General features: G+C 71.7%; 1 protein-coding gene. It reads right to left on the bottom strand.

Annotated elements, in window-relative coordinates:
- Nucleotides 1-36: 36 nt before the first annotated feature.
- Nucleotides 37-314 (bottom strand): hypothetical protein (locus JHD64_RS21450; protein ID WP_199055693.1); only part of this gene is annotated, 278 nt, incomplete at its 5' end.

Consider the following 314-nt stretch of genomic DNA (forward strand, 5'->3'; position numbering starts at 1 on the left):
AAGGTTGTTTATCACACCGGGCCCTGTCGCGCCGTTTCATTCAACCACTGCATGCGTCAGCAGACCGGCTGACAGGCTGAGCCAGCTGTTGCCCGGCAGTGTCAAAAGGCCTGCCAGCAGCCGGGCCTGTCTCTTATACACATCTGACGCTGCCGACGAACGAACAACAGTGTAGATCTCGGTGGTGGCCGTATCATTAAAAAGGGGGGGGGGGGGGGGGGGGGGGGGGGGGGGGGGGGGGGGGGGGGGGGGGGGGGGGGGGGGGGGGGGGGGGGGGGGGGGGGGGGGGGGGGGGGGGGGGGGGGGGGGGGGGG

Origin of the sequence: Aquitalea sp. ASV15, from assembly GCF_016429115.1 — a bacterium.
Taxonomy (GTDB): Bacteria; Pseudomonadota; Gammaproteobacteria; order Burkholderiales; family Chromobacteriaceae; genus Aquitalea; species Aquitalea magnusonii.